Here is a 15,043-nt window from a genome sequence, read left to right as displayed (position 1 = left end):
ATCGCGGGACAGGTCCCGCGATGCGGAATCCGTGCCGTAAAGAAGAGGAGACGCCGTGGCAGAGGTCGATCTGACCAGCGTCGGGAAGGTCTATCCCGACGGCACGCGGGCCGTGACCGACCTGAACCTCCACATCGCCGACGGGGAGTTCCTGGTCCTGGTCGGCCCATCGGGCTGCGGCAAGACGACCGCGTTGCGGATGGTCGCCGGGCTGGAGGACATCTCCGAGGGCGAGGTCACGATCGGCGGCCGGGTCGTGAACCGGGTGCCGGCCCGGGACCGCGACGTCGCGATGGTGTTCCAGAGCTACGCCCTCTACCCGCACCTGTCGGTCCGCGACAACATCGGGTTCGGGCTGTCGCTGCGCAAGCTGCCGAAGGCCGAGATCAGGAAGCGGGTCGACCACGCCGCGCAGACCCTCGGCCTCACCGAGCACCTGTCGCGCAAGCCCCGCAACCTGTCGGGCGGGCAGCGGCAGCGCGTCGCGATGGGCCGCGCGATCGTCCGCGAGCCGCAGGCGTTCCTGATGGACGAGCCGCTGTCCAACCTGGACGCCAAGCTCCGCGTCCAGATGCGCGCCGAGATCGCCAGGATCCAGCGCGACCTGGCGGTCACCACCATCTACGTCACCCACGACCAGACCGAGGCGATGACGCTCGGCGACCGGGTCGCGGTGATGAAGAAGGGCGAGCTGCAGCAGGTCGCACCGCCCCAGGAGCTCTACGACAGGCCGGCGAACCTGTTCGTCGCCGGGTTCATCGGCTCACCCGCCATGAACCTGCTGCGGGGCACGCTGACGGGGGACGCGGAGAACCCGCGCCTCCGGATCGGCGATACGACCCTGACGCTTCCGGCACGGGTGCTGACCGAGCGCCCGGACCTGGCGTCGCACCTCGGGGGCGACGTCGCCGTCGGAATACGCCCCGAGGACATGGAGGACTCCGAGCTCGTGGACGCCCCGGAGGGGCACACGCTGACCTCCACCGCGGACCTGGTGGAGGCGATGGGCTCGGACGTGCTCGTCCACTTCGCGATCGAGGCGTCCCAGGTCGTCACCGAGGACACCAAGGAGCTCGCCCGCGACGCGGGCACCGACGTGCTGGGGAAGCTGGAGGCCCCGCGCACGGATCTGGTCGCGCGGTTCAGCCCGCGCACCCGCGTGAAGGTCGGCGACCCGGTGACGATCCGAGTCGACACCGGTCGCCTGCACTTCTTCGATATCGAGTCCGGCGCGTCGATCTGGGGATCGGACGACGCCGGGCCATCCAGGGAGGATGAAGAATGAGGGTCAGCTTCGCTCGCGGGGGGACGACCCCCCGCACCCCCCGGCCCGGCTCCGCCGGATACGGGAAGCGGATGATGGGAGCCGCCGTCGCGGCGGGAATGCTCCTGTCATCGGCCGCCGCGTGCGGTGGCGACGACGGCGGCGACGACGGGTCGACGCCCGCCGGCGACGGGGCGCTCAAGGGCACCACGATCGAGGTCGCGGCCAAATGGACCGGCCCCGAGGAAGAGAACTTCCGCAAGGTGCTGCAGGCGTTCGAGAAGAAGACCGGGGCGAAGGTCAACTACGCCTCCACCGGTGAGAACACCGACGCGTTCCTCGGCCCGCGCATCTCGGCCGGGAACCCGCCGGACGTGGCGATCCTGCCGCAGCCGGGCCTGATGCGCCAGTACGCCGAGAAGGGGTCGCTCAAGCCCCTCGGAGCGGACGTGGTGGCGGAGATCGACAAGAACTTCGCGCCGTACTGGAAGGAGCTCGGCTCCGCCGACGGCAAGGCCTACGGCGTGATGATCAAGGCCGCCTACAAGTCGATCCTGTGGTACCGGCCGCAGACGTTCTCCGACGCGGGCGTGCAGCCGCCGGCGACGTGGGACGAGCTGGTGAAGAGCTCGACCACCCTGCAGAACTCGGGCACCACGCCGTTCACGCTGGCCGCCGGGCCGCAGGACTCCTGGACGCTGACCGACTGGTTCGAGAACGTCTACCTCTCGCAGGCCGGGCCGGAGAACTACGACAAGCTGGCCAAGCACGAGATCAAGTGGACCGACCCGACGGTCGGCAAGGCGCTGGAGACGCTCGCCGAGATCTGGGGCAAGCCCGACTTCCTCAACGGCGGTGTCGCGACCGCGACCAAGACCAAGTTCGACGAGTCGGTCACGCAGGTGTTCGGCCAGGACAAGGCCGCCATGGTCTACGGCGGCGACTTCGCCGCCGCCAACATCGCCACCACCGACTCCAAGGTCGGCACCGACGCCAAGGTGTTCGCCTTCCCCAAGGCCGGCGACACCGCCCCGGCGATCCTCGGCGGCGACACCGCCGTCGCGCTGAAGGACGGCAAGGGCGCGCAGGAGCTGATGAAGTTCCTCGCCTCACCGGAGGCCGGCAAGGTCTGGGCCGGGCTCGGCGGCTACCTGACGCCGAACAAGAACGTCCCGCCGGACGCCTACTCCGACCCGATCGCCAAGGAGCTGATCGCTCAGCTGCAGAAGTCCGGCGAGGCCGCCCGCTACGACATGTCCGACCTCGCGCCCGCCGCGTTCGGCGCGACCCCCGGCGACGGCGAGTGGGAGGCGCTGCGCAAGTTCGTGCAGAACCCGACGGACGTCAAGGGCACCCAGGAGAAGCTGGAGGCCGAGGCCGCCGAGGCGTACAAGTAGGGAACCCTGGATGAAGGCTCCGAAAGATGAGGGGGTGCCGCCGGCCGTGACGGCCGGCGGCGCCGCCGCCGTCGCCGAACCCGCCCCCGCCCCGCCCCGAGAGCGCCGGGGACGCGAGCGGCTGACCCCGCCGTCGTGGCTGGCGCTGATGTTCCTGCTGCCGGCGCTGGTGCTGCTCGGGTTCCTCGTGGTCTACCCGATCGTCTATTCGGTGATCCGCAGTGTGTTCGACGCCTCGGGCGACACGTTCGTCGGCGCGGACAACTACACCGGGGTCTTCCAGGGGCGCGACAACGTCATCGCGGTCCGCAACACCGCCATCTGGGTCGTGGTGGCGCCGACGCTGGTCACCATCATCGGCCTGCTGTTCGCCGTCCTCACCGAGCGGATCCGGTGGTCGACGATGTTCAAGCTCGTGGTGTTCATGCCGATGGCGATCTCGTTCCTCGCCTCCGGCGTGATCTTCCGGCTGGTGTACCAGCAGGACCCCGACAAGGGCATCGCGAACGCGGCGATGGTCGCCGTCCACGACACGTTCGCGAAGGACACGAGCTACCCGGGCGCCGGCCCGCGCGGCGGCGACCAGCCGGTCCGCGCGGAGGCCGGCGGCGTCGTCACGGTGAACTCCTACTCCGCGGGGCAGAGCGCGCTCGTCCCGCTGGTGAAGGTCAAGCCGGAGTACCTGCCGAAGGACGCCGAGCCGGCCGCTCAGCCGCCGCCCGCCAAGGCGGGGCAGCTGAGCGGGACGGTGTGGTTCGACTTCACCAAGGGCGGCGGCGGGCAGCCCAACACCCCCAACGCGGGCGAGAGCGGGCTGCCCGGCGTCAAGGTCGAGGCGGTGCGGGACGGCACGGTGGTCGCCACCGCCACCACCGGCGCCGACGGCACGTTCACGATGACGAAGGTGCCGGACGGGACGTACACGATCCGGCTGCCCGCCGACAACTTCACCGCCGCCTACCGGGGCGCGGAATGGCTCGGCGGCACCCTGATCACGCCCGCGATCATCGGCTCGTACCTGTGGGTGTGGGCCGGGTTCGCGATGGTGCTGATCGCCGCCGGGCTGGCCGCCATCCCGCGTGACGCGCTGGAGGCGGCCCGCGTGGACGGCGCCACCGAATGGCAGGTGTTCCGGCGGGTGACGATCCCGCTGCTGGCGCCCGTCCTGATGGTGGTGGTGGTGACGCTGACCATCAACGTGCTGAAGGTGTTCGACCTGGTGTACATCATCGGCGGCGGCGATCCGAACGCCAGCGTGCTGGCACTGGAGATGTGGATCGAGTCGTTCGGCGGCGGCAACGACCAGGGCGCCGGCAGCGCCATCGCCGTGCTGCTGTTCGTGCTGGTGGCGCCCGCCATGCTGTTCAACGTCCGGCGAATTCGGCAGGAGCGCAAATGAGCACCGCGGAGAAGGCCGCCAAGGTGCCGTCCGGGGCCGGCGGCGACAACGGCGCGTCGGGGGCGCCGCGGCGGGGCCTGGCCGCCCGCATCGTCGGCCGTGTCGGCGGCGGCGCGGCGCAGGTCGTGCTGGTCCTGATCGCGCTGTTCTGGCTGGTCCCGACGCTCGGGCTGCTGGTGGCGTCACTGCGCTCCAACGAGGACAACGCCGCAGGCGGCTGGTGGAACGTGTTCACCGAGCCGGCGCAGCTGACCGTCGGGTCGTACCAGTCGCTGCTGGACAAGGCCGACTTCGTCGACTCGTTCTGGAACACCGTGCTGATCACCGTCCCGGCGACGCTGCTGGTGGTGGCGATCGCCTCGCTGGCGGCCTACGCGTTCGCGTGGATGGAGTTCCCCGGGCGGGACTGGCTGTTCCTGGTGGTGGTGGCGCTGCTGGTGGTGCCCGTCCAGGTGGCGCTGATCCCGGTCGCCAAGCTGTACGGGAAGATCGAGTTCGGCGGGTTCCAGATGTTCGGGTCCGTCACGGGCGTGGTGCTGTTCCACGTCGCGTTCGGGCTTCCGTTCGCGATCTTCCTGCTGCGCAACTTCTTCGCGGCGATCCCCCGGGATCTGCTGGAGGCGGCGCGGATGGACGGCGGCTCGGAGTGGACGATCTTCCGGCGGGTGATCTTCCCGCTGGGCGGCCCGGCGATCGCCTCGCTCGGCATCTTCCAGTTCCTGTGGGTGTGGAACGACCTGCTGGTCGCGCTGGTGTTCGCCGACACCGAGGCGCAGCCGATGACCAAGTGGCTGCAGTCGCAGATGCGGCAGTTCACCGGCAACATCGACATCCTGGCGCCCGGCGCGTTCCTGTCCCTGATCGTCCCGCTGGCGGTGTTCTTCGCCTTCCAGCGCTACTTCGTGCAGGGCGTGCTCGCCGGCTCGGTGAAGTGAGGACGCTCTTCAGGACGGTACGGAAAAGGACGGTGCCCACGGCCTGCGCAGGCCGTGGGCACCGTCGTCCGGCGGGGGACGATCAGCCGGACTTGCGCAGGGACGCCGGGTCCTGCGCGCCGTGCCGCAGGGCGTCCGGGTGCCCGACGGCCAGGCCGCTGGACGGGTCGAAGAAGTGCAGCCGGCGGGTGTCGACGGCGAGGTCGACGTGCTGTCCCGGGCGGACGTGCGAGCGGGAGTTGACCCGGGCGGTCCACAGCGCCTTGTCGTCGATCAGCGGGATCGTCATGTCCTCCTCGCCCTCGGCGGCGTCGGAGGCCAGGTCGGCGGTGTCCTTGTGCTCGACCGGCGGGGCGTCGATGGTGAAGATGACGTTGATCTCGCTGCCCAGCTCCTCGGTGACGCTGCTGCGGACCGCCATCGGCGCCCACTCGGGCTTGGCGTGCGCGGCGTCCTCGAAGTCCGAGGGGCGGATGCCGAGTATGACCTGGCGGCCGAGGTAGTTCTGCAGGCCGGGCCGGTCGTTGAGCACCGAGGCCGGGACCGGCAGCGTGTACCCGGCGAAGGAGACCTGGGCGCCGCCGTCGCCGGTGGCCAGGTCGGCGGTGACGAAGTTCATCGCGGGGGAGCCGATGAAGCCCGCCACGAACAGGTTGACGGGGTTGTCGAAGAGCCGCTGCGGGGTGTCGACCTGCTGCAGCCTGCCGTCGCGCAGCACGCAGACGCGCGAGCCGAGCGTCATGGCCTCGACCTGGTCGTGGGTGACGTACACGGTGGTGACGCCGAGCCGCTCGTGCAGCTGGCTGAGCGAGGCGCGCATGGACACGCGGAGCTTGGCGTCCAGGTTGGACAGCGGCTCGTCCATCAGGAACGCCTGCGGTTGGCGGACGATCGCGCGGCCCATCGCGACGCGCTGCCGCTGGCCGCCCGACAGGGCGGCGGGCTTGCGCGCCAGGTACTGCTCCAGCCCGAGCATCTTCGCGGCGTCGCGGACCTTCTGCTTGATCTCCGCCTTCGGGGTGCCGCGCAGCTTGAGGCCGAACGCCAGGTTCTGCTCGACGGTCATGTGCGGGTACAGGGCGTAGTTCTGGAAGACCATCGCGATGTCGCGGTCCTTGGGCGCGAGGTCGTTGACGACCTGCTCGCCGATGGAGATCTTCCCGCCGCTGATCTCCTCCAGGCCCGCGATCATCCGCAGCGCGGTGGACTTGCCGCAGCCGGACGGGCCGACCAGCACCATGAACTCGCCGTCGCGGATCTCGAGGTCAAGGGCGTCCACGGCTTTGACGCCGCCGGAGTACACCTTGTCGACCCGGTCCAGAACGATCTTGGCCATCGAATCCCCTTCATGGAAACGTTTCCATTATCCCCCGGCAAACAGGGGTTATGTTGCACTTATCGGAGTAAACATCATGGAATCGTTTCCAGGGGAGAGGAGTCCGTGAGAAGGTGATCGAAAACCCGGGAGGCGGAGGGGGCGTGACCGGATGACGCGGCGGCCGGCGACGATCAAGGATGTGGCGGCGTCGGCGGGCGTCGGCATCGCCACCGTGTCGCGGGTGTTCTCCGGCACCGGCTCGGTCAGCGCCGCCACCCGCGAACGCGTCCTGGCAGCGGCCCGCGACCTCGACTACCGCCCGAGCGCCCTCGGCCGCGGCCTCAAGCTGCGCCGCAGCGGCGGCATCGGCCTGATCGTCCCGGACGTCACCGACCCGTTCTGCGCCGAGCTGACCGCCGGCGTGCTCGCCTGCGCCCGCACGCTCGGCGAGCACGTCGTCGTGGACGCCGCGGACGGCGACCCGGCCCGCGAGGCCGAGATCGTCGAACGGCTCGTCGGGCAGCGCGTCGACGGCGTCATCGCGCTGCCCGCCGGCACCGAGGCCGACTGGCGCGGCGCCGCCCGCGTGTGCTCCAGCGTCGTCTTCGCGGGCCGCGCCCTGCCGGGGCTGCCGGAGATCCCCGCCGTCCTCGCCGACGACGCCGGCGGCGTGCGGTCGGTCACCGAGTACCTCACCGGGCTCGGGCACCGCCGCATCGGCTTCCTCGGCGCCGCCCCCGGCAGCCCGTCGCGCGTGCGGGAGGACGCGTTCCGCGCCACCCTCGCCCAGCTCGGCGTGCCCGTGGAGGAGGACCTGGTCGTCGCCGCCCGCCCGGCCAGCGACGCCGCCTACGCGGCCGCCGCCGGCCTGCTGCAGCGCCGCGACGACGTCACCGCCGTCCTCGCCGCCGGGCACCTGCTCGGCGAGGCCGCCGTCCTGGTCGCCCGCGAGCTGGACCTGCGGGTCCCCGCCGACGTGTCGATCGCGATGGTCGACGACGTCGCGTGGGCGGAGCTGTGCGACCCGCCGCTGACCGCCGTCGCCCGCCCCGGCCGCGACATCGGCTACCGGGCCTGCGAGATGCTGCTGCGCGAGCCCGCCCGGCGGGGCAGGGGAGGGCCGCTCCTGCTGCCGACCGAGCTCGTCGTCCGCGGCAGCTGCGGCCCGCTGCGCACCGCGCGCCGATAGCACCGCGGAAAGGGTCCCGGAAACCGGCCCGGGCACGCTAGATTTCCCGCGTGGAGGAGATCGATCGTCAGATCATGGCGCTGCTGGCCGGCGACGGGCGGATGAGTTTCACCGACCTGGCGAAGGAGACCGGCCTGTCGGTGTCGGCCGTGCACCAGCGCGTCCGGCGGCTGCAGAAGCGCGGAGTCATCACGGGGTTCGCGGCGCAGCTGGACAGCCGCCAGATCGGGCTGCCGCTGACCGCGTTCGTCTCGATCAAGCCGATCGATCCGGCCGCGCCCGACGACGCGCCCGACCGGCTCGCCCATCTGCAGGCGATCGAGGCGTGCCACTCGGTGGCGGGGGAGGAGAGCTACATCCTCAAGGTGCGGGTCGGGTCGCCGAACGAGCTGGAGGACCTGCTGCAGAAGATCCGCGCCGCCGCGAACGTCGCGACGCGGACGACGGTCGTGCTCAGCACCCCCTGGGAGTCGCGCCGCCCGCCGCTCTGACCGGGCGGCCTGCTCAGGGCGCGGTCGCGATGAAGCTGGAGTTGCCGAAGCCGACCTCGTCGCCGGGCCGGACCCGGGCCGGGCCGGTGAGGCGCCACCCGTTGACCCGGGTGCCGTTCATCGACCCCAGGTCGGAGATCATCCAGCCCTCGTCGGCCCGGTAGATCTCGGCGTGGAAGCGGGAGACGGTCAGGTCGGTGAGGATGAACTGGCAGCCGGGTGCGCGGCCGACCACGATGCGTTTGAGGTCGCCGGGCGGCAGCATGAACCGCGGCAGCCGCGGCGCCCGCCAGGCCGCCTCGACCCGCGCCGTCACCTGCGACACCGAGGAGATGATGCCGGTCAGGCGGCGGACGACCCGGCCGGGCGGCGGCAGGTCGTGAACGATGTCGGCCAGCTCGGCCCGGTTGCGGGCCTGGAGCACCTGGTCGACGCGGCGTTCGAACGTCTCGTTCGACATCCGGCCCTCGGCCACGCGGTCGCCGAGGACCCGCAGAACCCGATCCCGTTCCGTGTCGGACGCTCTCACCGGGAATGAGGGCTGACCGTCCATAGCTGTGAGTATCCAGTCCCCATCGTCGGCTTGTCCAGAAAAGGACTTCGGCAGGGGACGGGTGATCGCCCTCACCCGCCCCCCACCTTTTCGACGGCGGGCCGTCCGCGAAAGTTCGCGGACACTTCGATCAGGACGGCGGTTCGGTCAGGACGACAGGAGGTCGCGGGCGATGTGGGTGATCTGGATCTCGTCGGTGCCGGCGTAGATCTGGAACGACTTGGCGTCGCGGGCGAGCTGCTCCACGCGGTACTCGCTCATGTAGCCGTTGCCGCCGAACAGCTGCACGGCCTCCTGCGCGACCTCGCTGGCGGCCTGCGCGGAGTACAGCTTCATCGCGGAGGCCTCGGCGAGGGTGGGGGTGCGGCCGGCGCGCTGCATCTCGATGTGCCGGAACACCAGGTTCTGGACGTTGAGCCGCGCGACCTCCATCTTCGCCAGCTTCAGCTGGATGAGCTGGAAGTCGCCGATCCGCTGCCCCCACAGCTCGCGGGTCTTGGCGTACTCGACCGACAGCTTCAGGCACTCCTCGATGACGCCGAGCGCCATCGCCGTGACGCCGGCGCGCTCGGTGACGAAGTTCTGCTTGGCGGACTCCTTGCCGCTGCCGGAGCCGGACGTCAGGAGCCGGTCGGCGCCCGCGCGGACGTCGTTGAGGAACAGCTCGCCGGTGGGGGAGGAGTGCAGCCCCATCTTGCGCAGCGGCCTGCTCTGGTCCAGGCCCTCCATGCCCCGGTCGAGGACGAAGGTGAGGATGTCGCGGTCGCGGGCGTCCCGCCCGTCGTCGAGTTTGCAGTAGAAGACGATCGTGTCGGCGTAGGGGCCGTTGGTGATGAAGGTCTTGCTGCCGTTGAGGACGTACTCGTCGCCGACCTTCTTCGCGGTGGCCTGCATGCCGCCGAACGCGTCGGAGCCGGAGCCGGTCTCGGTGATGGCCCAGGCGCCGACCTTCTCCAGGGTCAGCAGGTCCAGGGCCCAGCGCTCGCGCTGCTCGGGGGTCCCGCGCTTCATGATCGTCCCGGCGGCGAGGCCGAAGCTGACGCCCATCGCCGACACCAGGCCGGGCGCGACCTTGCACAGCTCGATGACCGGCAGCATGGACATCGCCGCGTTGCCGCCGCCGGGCCGGTCACCGTCCCCGTCCGCGCCGCCCGCCGCGTCCCCCCGCTCCCTGTCCTGGCGGGCGCGGAAGGACGCGCGGGCCATCTCGTCCATGCCGAACGTCTTGTAGAGCCCGCGGAGCAGGTCGTACGGCGGTAGGTCGCCCGACTCCAGCGCGTCCAGGTTCGGCCGGACCTCGGCGTCGATCCAGCCGCGCACCGCGTCCCGGATCATCAGGTCTTCGTCGGACCACTCGATCATGCTCGTCTTGCCTTCCTGCCGGATACCGGACCCATCCAAGCAGAATGCGCAAGCGAGCGCTTATTCGGGTGGGGGGCGGCGGGCGTCAGCCGCCGAGGCGCACCACGTCGGCGACGACGCCGCCGTCCTCGGTCAGCCGGGCGGGGGACGGGCTGTCGTAGACGACCAGGATGCCGAGCCCCGGGGCGTCCGGCTCGTCCAGGACGGCGATGCCCTCGGCGTGGTCGTCGCCGTCGCCGTAGGGGAGTTCGCCCAGCAGTTCGAGGTCGTCCGACGTGACGATCTCGGGCGCGTCGGCCTTGGCCGCGCCGCGCCACCGCATGACCCGCACGGGCCCGTCCAGGTCCATGCTCGGCCCGGTGAGGACGAGCAGGTCGTCGCCGTGGGGGCACAGGTCCCGGATGCCGAGGCCGCCGAGGTCCATGAAGTGGGTGTGGTACAGGGCGTCGTCGTCGCCGACGGGGAGCAGCCGCAGCCGCTGCGGGTCCTTCGGGTCGGTGCCGGGGCGGATCTCGATGAGGACGGCCCACCCGCGCAGCACCGGCCCCCGCAGGCCGATGTAGAGGCGGTCCCCGTGGGCGGCGACGCCCTCGATGTCGATGCCGTTGTCCTTGCTCGGGATCGACAGGAACGGCGCCAGGTGCGGGTCGTCCTCCAGAAGGTCGGTGATGGAGTCCTTGCGCAGGCCGAGCACGGCCGCGGTGCGGCCCCCGTCCTCGCGGACGACCTCGGGCAGCCCGTCCTCGCCGGTGACCAGGGGGAGGCGGGCCAGGATGAACCGGTTGTCCTCGCGCACGACGGTGGCCAACCGCTTGCGGGACTTGGCGCCGCTCTGCCCCGGCTTGACCTTCTTGCGCTTGAGGCTGTGCGACCCGATCGCCCACAGCCAGCCGTTGCCGCGGGCCAGGCCCTCGATGTCGGCCTCCTCGTCGGGGCCGGCCGGCAGCGAGACGAGGTCGGCGAGGTTCACGGTGACATGCCCGTCGTAGCCGGTGACCCGCCCGTCCTCGCCGACGACGGCGGTCAGCCGCTCGATGGTCGCCGTCTCGTCGCCCGCGACCCAGAGGCAGCGGCCGTCCTGGCGTACGGCGGACAGGTTGGTGTGCGTCTCGGCTTCGCGGCTCTCTTCAGCGAAGCGCAGTGTGACCCGGCGTTCGACGTCCATTCGGAGATGCTCCCATAAAGGCGAGGTCAGAGGCGCATTTGGAACGGTCCGGAACCGGCCGTCAGATGTCCCAGCGGACGTCCAGGCGTGGCGGCTTGCGGAACACGAGCCCGCGCGGCCGCGCGGGGCGGGACGGGTCGAGCCGCAGCCCCGGAAGCCGGTCCAGCAGTTCGGCGAGGGCCGTGCGGGCCTCCAGGCGGGCCAGGTGGGCGCCGAAGCAGAAGTGCGGGCCGTGCGCGAACGCCAGGTGCTCGGCGGCGTTGTGCCGCCGCACGTCGAAGCGGTCCGGTTCGTCGAACACGGCCGGGTCGCGGTTGGCCCCGGCGATCGACACGCGGACGAGGTCGCCCGCCCGCACGGCCGTGCCGCCGAGTCCGGTGTCGCGGGTGGCGTAGCGGTCCACGACCGACGCCGACGGCTCCAGCCGCAGCGACTCCTCGATCGCGGCGGGCAGCAGGCCCCGGTCGCCCAGGACGAGCCGGAGCTGATCGGGATGCCCGAGCAGGTGCAGGACGGCGTTGGCGATCATGCCTTCGGTGGTGTCGATGCCGCCGAACATCAGGATCGCCGCGTTCGCGACGACCTCGGCGGTGGCCAGACCCGCCTCGTCCCGGGCCGCCTCGGCGAGCAGCGACCCGGGACGCGACGCGGTGATCGCCTCCTCGACGGCCGCGCCGAGCAGCCGGTACGCCTCGTCCGAGCGCGCCGGGGCGGCGCCGCCCGCGGTGATCGCGGACACGGCCTCGACGAACGCGCCGTACCAGGACCGGACGGCCGCGGCGTCCACCCCGTCCAGGCCGAGCGCCTCGGTGACGACGGCGACGGCCAGCGGCCCGGCCAGCTCACCGCGCAGCTCGGCCCGGCCCGCGGGCGCGAGGGCGGCGACGAGCCGGCCGGCCTCGGCCTCCACGAACGCGGTGAACCGCTCGCGGGTCGGGGCGGGCCGGAAGGGACGCGCGAACGCGTCGCGGTGCCGGCTGTGGGCGGGCCCGTCCAGCGACAGCATGCTCGGCCCGACGACCTGTGCGGTGGAGAAGCGCGGGTCGTCGACGGTGAACGCGCCGGCGTCGCGCATCACCCGCAGCGCCAGGGCGCGGGAGGTCACCAGCCAGCCGTCCAGCGCCGGGATCCAGGAGACGGGCTCGCGCGCCCGCAGCCGCGCGAGATGCGGGTGCGGGTCGTCCTCCAGGTCGGCCGCGGTGACGGCCGCGCCGGCGGGGAACCGGGCGGTCGGGTCGGATGTCACCCGCACGAGGATAATCGGCCCCATTCCTGATCTACAACGTAAAGGCGCCGGGCCGGGTCACGAGACCCGCGGGACTCACGCGGCCTCCGACTGCTCCCGCCACCACTCACGGCCGCGCTCCGGCAGCGTGTAGATCGGGTCGTGGTACTCGTACCGCCTGGTCAGCGCGTCCGGGTCGGACGTCTCCAGCGCGGTGCGGTAGTTCTTCGTCCAGTAGGAGACGCCGCGCTCGCGGTCGTAGGCGGCGAGCTGGTGCACCCAGCGCTTGCCCACGTAGGGGACGTCGCACACGATCCGCGGGGTGGCGAAGCCGGGCAGGTAGCCCATGATGGCGTGCTGCAGTTCCTGTGCCTCCCAAACCGCCAGCCGCCAGTGCTCGCTGTAGGGGATCATGTCGCACATGTAGAGGTAGTACGGCATGATCCCGGCCTCGTCGAGCAGCGCGAACGACAGGTCGAGCAGCGCGGCGGGGGAGTCGTTGACCCCGCGCAGCAGCACGCCCTGGTTGCGGACGTCGCGGATGCCGGTGTCGAGCATCGCGCGGGCCGCCTTCGCCACCAGCGGCGTGACCGACTGGGCGGCGTTGACGTGGGTGTGGATCGCGATCTGCGCGCCCCGCTCGTGCGCCTTGGCGGCGAGCCGTTCCATGCCGGCGCGGACGTCGTCCTGCAGCCAGTGCTGCGGCAGTCCCATGAGCGCCTTGCTGGCCAGGCGGATGTCGCGGATGTTGTCGATGTCGAGCAGCGCGTCGACGAACGACTCCAGCCGCGCCCACGGCATGTTGGCGACGTCGCCCCCGGAGACGACGACGTCACGGACGCCGGGGGTGCGGCGCAGGTAGTCGAGCATGGCGCCGAGCCGGTCCGGCGGCTTGATCGTGAACTTGTGCTTGTCGACGTTCGGGGTGGAGTTGCCGACCAGGTCCATGCGGGTGCAGTGCCCGCAGTACTGCGGGCACGTCGGCAGCAGTTCGGCGAGGACCTTGGTGGGGTAGCGGTGGGTGAGGCCCTCGACCGCCCACATCTCGGCCTCGTGCAGCGAGTCGCGGGTGGCGTGGGGGTGGGACGGCCAGTCGGTGCGCCGGTCGCTGAAGACGGGGAGCATGTACCGCCGCACCGGGTCGGCGTGGAACGCCTCGGTGGAGGAGGAGTCCATCGTGTTGAGCATCTGGGGCGGCAGCAGCATCGACATCGTCGCGCGCTCGGCCTGGTCGCGTTCCAGGTCGGCGTAGAACGACTCGTCCAGCAGGCCGCCCATGACCCGGCGGAGCTGCCGCAGGTTCTTCACGCAGTGGGCGCGCTGCCACTGCGCCGATTCCCACTCGTCCCGCGTGACGTCGCGCCAGCCGGGCAGCCGCCGCCAGTCGGGTTCCTCCAGGGGGCGCCGCCGGTAGGCGTACGGCTGGTGTGCGGTCGCTTCGGAGAGGACGGCCGCGTCCTGGTCCGGGTGCAGGGCAGTGGTCATCGTCGACCGCCTCCTCGCCTCATCGCTCTGGCCTCATTGATCGCATAAAACTCTTGTATAGAGCCGACATTACGGGAAGAATTTCGCTAGAACCAGTGGTACCCGCTATATCTTGCGTCAGACCATCGGGTTTCAGGGAGAGGAAGGGACGGCGATGAGCGACGGCGGCGGCACCGGCACGGCGGTGGGACTGCACCGGGTGCTGGAGCCCGCGGGCGTACTGCCGCAGGCCGCGCGGCGGCTGGACGCCGACCCGCGGATCCGGCCGGACGAGGTCCGCATCGGGGTCGAGCGGCTCAATCTGGACGCGGCGTCCTACCGGCAGCTGCACACCGCGCACGGCGGCGACCCGGACGCGATCCGCGCCGAGGTGCTGCGGATCGTCGGCGCACGGGGCAAGATGCACAACCCCGTGACCGGGTCGGGCGGCATGCTCGTCGGCGTCGTCGAGGAGGCCGGCCCGGAGTCGCCGCTCGGGCTGGAACCGGGCGACCGCGTCGCGACGCTCGTGTCGCTGACGCTCACCCCGCTGGCGATCACCGACGGGCTGGCCGGCTGGGACGGGCTGTCGGAGCAGGTCCCCGCGCAGGGGCACGCCATCCTGTTCGCCCGGTCGATCGCCGCGGTGCTGCCGGGGGACCTGCCCGTCCCGCTGGCCCTCGCCGTCATGGACGTGTGCGGCGCCCCGGCCCTCACCCACCGCGTCGTCGCCTCCCGCGTCGCCTCCCGCGAGGACGCCCCCGCCGTGGCGGTGCTCGGCGCCGCCGGGAAGAGCGGGTCGCTGTCGCTGGCCGCGGCCCGCCGCGCCGGCGCGTCCCGCGTGATCGGGCTGGTGCCCACCGCAAAGGAGGAGAAGCGGCTGGCCGCCACCGGCCTCGCCGACGCCGTCGTCCGCGCCGACGCCCGCGACCCCGTCGCCGTCGCCGCGGCGATCGAGGGCGCCCACGGCGGGCCCGCCGACGTCACCGTCGTCTGCGTGGACGTGCCGGGCTGCGAGCACGGCGCGATCCTGGCGACCGCGCCCGGCGGGACCGTCGTGTTCTTCTCGATGGCGACGTCGTTCCCGGCCGCCGCGCTCGGCGCCGAGGGCCTCGCCGCCGACGTCACGATGCTCATCGGGAACGGCTACGTCCCCGGGCACGCCGAGGCCGCGCTGGACCTGGTGCGGTCCGAACCGGCGGTTCGCGCGTTGTTCACCGCCAGGACGGGGCACGATTCGGCACAATGACCGGGAAAAGCCCCGGCAGCGGCGGGGACCAC

At 71.8% G+C, this 15,043-nt stretch carries 13 protein-coding genes; 7 read left to right on the top strand and 6 right to left on the bottom strand.

All coding sequences use genetic code 11. From position 1 onward, the window contains the following. The first annotated feature begins 55 nt into the window (after positions 1–55). The 4 genes from ACGFK0_RS14295 to ACGFK0_RS14280 all read left to right on the top strand — a co-directional run bounded on the left by ACGFK0_RS14295 (position 56) and on the right by ACGFK0_RS14280 (position 4,995). On the top strand, positions 56–1,285 hold the full coding sequence (locus ACGFK0_RS14295) for an ABC transporter ATP-binding protein (protein ID WP_392904508.1): 1,230 nt from the start codon (positions 56–58) through the stop codon (positions 1,283–1,285). A 71-nt stretch (positions 1,286–1,356) separates the two neighbouring features. After that, a complete protein-coding gene (locus ACGFK0_RS14290; protein ID WP_392905119.1) occupies positions 1,357–2,661 on the top strand; it encodes an ABC transporter substrate-binding protein in 1,305 nt (434 codons plus the stop codon). 10 nt (positions 2,662–2,671) lie between these two features. Beyond that, positions 2,672–4,060 (top strand): ABC transporter permease subunit, encoded by a 1,389-nt coding sequence (locus ACGFK0_RS14285; protein WP_392904506.1) that lies wholly within the window; start codon positions 2,672–2,674, stop codon positions 4,058–4,060. Continuing rightward, positions 4,057–4,995, top strand: a complete 939-nt coding sequence (locus tag ACGFK0_RS14280) for a carbohydrate ABC transporter permease (protein WP_392904504.1) — start codon at positions 4,057–4,059, stop codon at positions 4,993–4,995. Before ACGFK0_RS14285 ends, ACGFK0_RS14280 begins: the two co-directional genes overlap by 4 nt. Before the next feature lie 82 nt (positions 4,996–5,077). On the opposite strand, the gene ACGFK0_RS14275 is transcribed toward ACGFK0_RS14280, so the two are convergent. Continuing rightward, positions 5,078–6,331, bottom strand: coding sequence for an ABC transporter ATP-binding protein (locus ACGFK0_RS14275; protein ID WP_392904501.1), 1,254 nt, complete (start codon positions 6,329–6,331; stop codon positions 5,078–5,080). 151 nt (positions 6,332–6,482) lie between these two features. On the opposite strand from ACGFK0_RS14275, the gene ACGFK0_RS14270 reads away from it, so the two are divergent. Together ACGFK0_RS14270 and ACGFK0_RS14265 are read left to right on the top strand one after the other, a co-directional pair. Continuing rightward, positions 6,483–7,502 carry a LacI family DNA-binding transcriptional regulator gene (locus tag ACGFK0_RS14270; protein WP_392904499.1) on the top strand — a complete coding sequence of 340 codons (1,020 nt, stop codon included), beginning with the start codon at positions 6,483–6,485 and terminating at the stop codon, positions 7,500–7,502. A gap of 50 nt (positions 7,503–7,552) precedes the next feature. Then, entirely contained in the window at positions 7,553–7,993 is a 441-nt protein-coding gene (locus ACGFK0_RS14265; RefSeq protein WP_392904496.1) for an Lrp/AsnC family transcriptional regulator, read from the top strand. Between the two features lie 13 nt (positions 7,994–8,006). Here ACGFK0_RS14265 and ACGFK0_RS14260 read toward each other — a convergent pair whose 3' ends face one another. From ACGFK0_RS14260 to ACGFK0_RS14240, 5 genes are all read right to left on the bottom strand, one after another. Beyond that, positions 8,007–8,546: an FHA domain-containing protein gene (locus tag ACGFK0_RS14260; protein WP_392904493.1), complete on the bottom strand. Its 540-nt coding sequence runs from the start codon at positions 8,544–8,546 to the stop codon at positions 8,007–8,009. A 147-nt stretch (positions 8,547–8,693) separates the two neighbouring features. After that, positions 8,694–9,908 carry an acyl-CoA dehydrogenase family protein gene (locus tag ACGFK0_RS14255; protein ID WP_392904490.1) on the bottom strand — a complete coding sequence of 405 codons (1,215 nt, stop codon included), beginning with the start codon at positions 9,906–9,908 and terminating at the stop codon, positions 8,694–8,696. 85 nt (positions 9,909–9,993) lie between these two features. Next, positions 9,994–11,073 carry a DUF3616 domain-containing protein gene (locus tag ACGFK0_RS14250; RefSeq protein ID WP_392904488.1) on the bottom strand — a complete coding sequence of 360 codons (1,080 nt, stop codon included), beginning with the start codon at positions 11,071–11,073 and terminating at the stop codon, positions 9,994–9,996. 61 nt (positions 11,074–11,134) lie between these two features. Then, on the bottom strand, positions 11,135–12,319 hold the full coding sequence (locus tag ACGFK0_RS14245; protein WP_392904485.1) for a cytochrome P450: 1,185 nt from the start codon (positions 12,317–12,319) through the stop codon (positions 11,135–11,137). A 75-nt stretch (positions 12,320–12,394) separates the two neighbouring features. Then, entirely contained in the window at positions 12,395–13,783 is a 1,389-nt protein-coding gene (locus ACGFK0_RS14240; RefSeq protein WP_392904483.1) for a KamA family radical SAM protein, read from the bottom strand. Positions 13,784–13,937: 154 nt separating this feature from the next. On the opposite strand from ACGFK0_RS14240, the gene ACGFK0_RS14235 reads away from it, so the two are divergent. Then, a complete protein-coding gene (locus ACGFK0_RS14235; protein ID WP_392904480.1) occupies positions 13,938–15,011 on the top strand; it encodes an L-erythro-3,5-diaminohexanoate dehydrogenase in 1,074 nt (357 codons plus the stop codon). Positions 15,012–15,043 lie beyond the last annotated feature (32 nt).

The sequence above is a fragment of the Spirillospora sp. NPDC048823 genome (assembly GCF_043198445.1).
Lineage (GTDB): Bacteria > Actinomycetota > Actinomycetes > Streptosporangiales > Streptosporangiaceae > Spirillospora.
This window is presented reverse-complemented; position numbering and strand designations above follow the sequence as displayed.